This window comes from Moorena sp. SIO4E2 (assembly GCF_010671945.1).
Classification (GTDB): domain Bacteria; phylum Cyanobacteriota; class Cyanobacteriia; order Cyanobacteriales; family Coleofasciculaceae; genus Moorena; species Moorena producens.
The window spans coordinates 1-1008 of sequence record NZ_JAAHIE010001444.1; the positions used below are offsets into that span (position 1 = coordinate 1).

Genomic DNA, 1008 nt, shown 5'->3' on the forward strand with positions numbered 1-1008 from the left:
TTCCTGAACTACTGCTGACTTTTTCAGCTGGTCACCCACCAGGAGGTATTGACTCAAACTATTACTCTGACTAATTTGTCAGTTTTACTGAGATCTAGTCTACCGTACTTTTAAAAGAGCCGCACCCGTTTGATTTTGCTAAGTTTCCAGATAAATTTAGAACTCTTCCTAGTTTAACCTTGCCAGCGTCTGAGCTAATCACGACTGAGAAGATTCCAAAGTCAGAAGAGAAGATAGCTTCTCCGAATTCTCATCTCCAAGGAAACGCTATCCTTATCCGCTATGCTTCTCCTCTCAACAAAGGAAATGCTATCCTTATCCGCTATGCTTCTCCTCTCAACAAAAGCAGTGCTTCAGCACAGACATGGCAACCGCTAACAGTACCAATGCTGACAAAGCGTAGCCGTCGCCGAGTGCGATGGAGTGTAAGGGGGATAGCTTCCTGGTATGGTTCAGCTTTCCATGGCAGGCGCACTGCTAGTGGCGAAAGATTTAATCAATACACTCTGACTGCTGCTCATCGTACTTTGCGGTTTGGGACTAGAGTCAAAGTGACTAATCTCAGAAATGGTCGCTCCGTCATTGTGCGGATTAATGACCGTGGACCTTATGCCAGGGGTCGGATTATTGACTTGTCCAGAGGAGCTGCCAGAATAATTGGATTGGTCAGGTCTGGCACTGGGCCTGTGCATATAGAAATTCTTTATTGAATTGATTAGTCATTAGTCAAAAGAAATCTCCAGGAATTGCCAAGTAATTCCTGGAGATTTCTATTTATTAAGACTATGTTGCTAACATCAATAGGAATCTAAACTCTAGAGTCTCATGCACCTGTTTACAACAACTGCTGGATTACACTGCTACTTAGAACGTCAAGGTCCTGGCAAGGAAGTGGGTCTAGTAACCACTATGGGAGCCTTGCACAGCGGTCACTTAAGCTTAATTGAGCGGGCAAGACGAGAAAATTCTCTGGTGATTGTTAGTATTTTTGTTAATCCTCTTCAGTTT

General features: G+C 43.8%; 2 protein-coding genes. Both read left to right on the top strand.

Annotated elements, in window-relative coordinates:
• Nucleotides 1-179 precede the first annotated feature (179 nt).
• Nucleotides 180-710: a septal ring lytic transglycosylase RlpA family protein gene (locus F6K37_RS45280; RefSeq protein WP_353839164.1), complete on the top strand. Its 531-nt coding sequence runs from the start codon at nt 180-182 to the stop codon at nt 708-710.
• A 115-nt stretch (nt 711-825) separates the two neighbouring features.
• The coding region (locus F6K37_RS44365) for a pantoate--beta-alanine ligase (protein WP_287257474.1) at nt 826-1008 on the top strand (183 nt) is incomplete at its 3' end.